Genomic DNA, 2,896 nt, shown 5'->3' on the forward strand with positions numbered 1-2,896 from the left:
GCGTGGACCGACGACGGATTGACGGCATCGAGCGCAGCGACCACCGCAGCGCGTGCCTCTGGAAGCAGAGGCGCGCTGGCGTTGTAGTCGAGATAGGCGCGAGTTGCGGCCATTTTCCTTCAGTCGATCCCGTCAGCAGCCATTCCGCGAGGATAGCGCGTTATTTCCTTGAAATTGCAAGGCAAGCCGTCCTATTTACCCGGCTTGCGGCGCGGGCGGCCGGACCATTGCGTTTCAGCCACCCAGTTTTGAACAATTCTAAACTAGCTTCTAGGAAGACGCTCGCCCGGCGTCAAGGCCACAGAAGATGGGGCCGAAGCAAGAGTTCCGGGCCAGGGAAGTTCCTGACAAGCGCCTTCGTATGCCACGTGGAGTATTTTATGCCTGAGGTCATTTTCGCCGGTCCGGCTGGTCGCCTGGAGGGTCGCTACCAGCCCTCCAAGGAAAAGAGCGCGCCGATCGCCATTGTGCTGCACCCGCACCCGCAGTTCGGCGGCACGATGAACAACAAGATCGTCTACGACCTCTTCTACATGTTCCAGAAGCGCGATTTCACCACGCTTCGCTTCAATTTCCGCGGCATCGGCCGCAGCCAGGGCGAATTCGACCACGGCACCGGCGAATTGTCGGACGCGGCCGCCGCGCTCGACTGGGTGCAGTCGCTGCACCCCGATTCCAAGAGCTGCTGGGTCGCCGGCTATTCCTTCGGTTCCTGGATCGGCATGCAGTTGCTCATGCGCCGGCCGGAGATCGAGGGCTTCATCTCGGTCGCGCCGCAGCCCAACACCTACGACTTCTCCTTCCTTGCCCCCTGCCCGTCGTCCGGCCTCATCATCCACGGCGATGCCGACAAGGTGGCGCCGCCCAAGGATGTGCAGACGCTGGTCGACAAGCTGCACACGCAAAAGGGCATCACAATCACGCAGAAGACGCTGCCCGGCGCGAACCATTTCTTCGCCAACCACGCAGAACTGCTGATCGAAGAGTGCGCCGACTATCTCGACCGACGGCTGGCGGGCGAGCTCGCCGATCCGCGACCGAAGCGGCTGCGCTAGTCCTAAGGCGGTCCTGGGAGCAACCTAACGGCGGTCAGCCGATAGCTCGCGGCTCCGCCTCGCCGACGCTATTTTGTCCTTCGACCCGCTCGACCATCCCAGCCGGAACGTGCGCTTGGGCACCGGTCGGGTCGACGACGGCCGCTGGAAGATGAAGCCGAGCCGCGCGAAGACCAGTCCCGAGACGATCGCGAAAGCCAGGCCAAGCCCGAAGCCTGCGACCGTGTCGCTTGGATAATGCGCGCCGACGAAGACGCGCGTCGATGCGATGCAGACCGTGACCGCCAGCGCGATGTGCCAGCGTTTTGGAAACAACAGCAGCAGGATGCCGAACACCGCGCCCATCGTCGTGGCATGGCCCGACGGAAAGCCGGCGAAGCGCGCATCCATGGCGAAGGGATGCAGCGACAGGACGCCGAAATCGTTGAAATAGAGCGGCCGCGCCCGGCCGATGCCGTATTTCAGCAAATTGACTGCCAGCCCGGAAAGCCCGACGGCGCAGAGCACCAGGAAGGCGAAACACGTCCAGTTGTAGACCATTATTCGCGCCTGCCGTGAAAGGCTGCGCCAGTCGGTCAGATTGGCGGCGACGAGACAGAGCGCCGCCGGGATGAGATACCAGCCGCCGAGGCCGAAATCCGTGAAGAAATCGGTGAAATGGACGAAGCCCGGCGTCCACGCTCCGCGCATCCTGCCAGCGGCGCTGTCGAGGCTGAGGAAAGCGGCCGCCGCCAGCAGCACCCAAGCGAGTGCCCAGACCGGCCACGCGATTTCCGGGTAGCGTGCCGGGCGGACGGCAAAGCGCCGCCTCACGATGGCAATCGTGTCGAGGAAGTTGCCGAGTGAGCGGCGGTAAAGGGCTACGACGGACATGACTGGGTCTACAGGGGTGTTTGGGGCCCGACACTATTCCTCACGGGGCCACCCGATAAAGGCCAAGCGCCAACTTGTCTCCTGACGAATAGTTGAGCCCATCGATCTCGGTAAGACGCTTTGCCGACTTGCCCTGCCCGCCAAGCAATTCGTTGAGCTTCTGTTCGTCCTTGACGGGGGCTAGTCCCAGCGCGCAGGCCGGATCGGCGAGCAGGTGTTTTGCGACGCCGTCGACGTCGGTCAGCACCGTGCTAGTGCCGACCAGGAACACCAGGCTCGGCTCGTGATAGGGCGACGAGGCGAGCACGGTGGTATCGCAGAGACGGTTGGCATCGACGGCCGCCTTGATGGCCGGGCTCAGCCAGATCGGCTTCAGAGACGGCGCGATGACACCGAACAACAGGCTGAAGGTGATGCCCGCGCCGACCGCGATCGCCGCGATGCGGCCCAGCGGCACCTGCAATTGGCGTGGGAAAGCCAGATAGCCGGTGGCCAAAGCGGCGATTGCCGCCGGGATACTCCACCAGGAAAAGGCCTTCGCGAGATAGATCGGCGTCCCGATGCACACCGCGGCCAGCCCGATCGACACGACGACGACGCCAAAGGCCGTCGCCCACCAAAGCCAGCTCTGCCAGCGCTTCAGCGGCGCGTTCGCCTGGTCCGCCGGCAAGGTGAGCAGCCAGCCGATCAGCAGCGCCATGCCTGGATAAGCGGGCATCACATAATGCGGCAGCTTGGTCGGGATCGCCTCGAACACCAGCCAGAACGGGATATACCAGGCGAGGCAGAAGCGCAGGCGCGGATCGTCCCAGAAGCGGTTGATGGCCTGCAGCCCGGCGCTGACCGCGATCAGGCCGAACGGCCACATGAACAGCGAATAGGTGAGCATGTAGAAGCCCGGCGGCAGGCCATGCGATTCCTCGCCCTGCGCCACCTTGTTCAGCATGTCCTTGCCGACCGCTTCCTGG

At 63.8% G+C, this 2,896-nt stretch carries 2 protein-coding genes and 1 pseudogene; 1 reads left to right on the top strand and 2 read right to left on the bottom strand.

Going from position 1 to position 2,896, the window contains the following annotated elements:
* Nucleotides 1-380: 380 nt before the first annotated feature.
* Nucleotides 381-1,055: an alpha/beta hydrolase gene (locus EOA29_RS31395; RefSeq protein WP_126093582.1), complete on the top strand. Its 675-nt coding sequence runs from the start codon at nucleotides 381-383 to the stop codon at nucleotides 1,053-1,055.
* A gap of 24 nt (nucleotides 1,056-1,079) precedes the next feature.
* Here EOA29_RS31395 and EOA29_RS31400 read toward each other — a convergent pair whose 3' ends face one another.
* Together EOA29_RS31400 and EOA29_RS31405 are read right to left on the bottom strand one after the other, a co-directional pair.
* Nucleotides 1,080-1,928, bottom strand: a complete 849-nt coding sequence (locus EOA29_RS31400) for a phosphatase PAP2 family protein (RefSeq protein ID WP_126093581.1) — start codon at nucleotides 1,926-1,928, stop codon at nucleotides 1,080-1,082.
* A gap of 40 nt (nucleotides 1,929-1,968) precedes the next feature.
* Nucleotides 1,969-2,896: pseudogene (locus EOA29_RS31405) on the bottom strand (glycosyltransferase family 39 protein); the annotation flags it as partial.

Origin of the sequence: Mesorhizobium sp. M1E.F.Ca.ET.063.01.1.1, assembly GCF_003998155.1 — a bacterium.
In the GTDB taxonomy this organism is placed as follows: domain Bacteria; phylum Pseudomonadota; class Alphaproteobacteria; order Rhizobiales; family Rhizobiaceae; genus Mesorhizobium.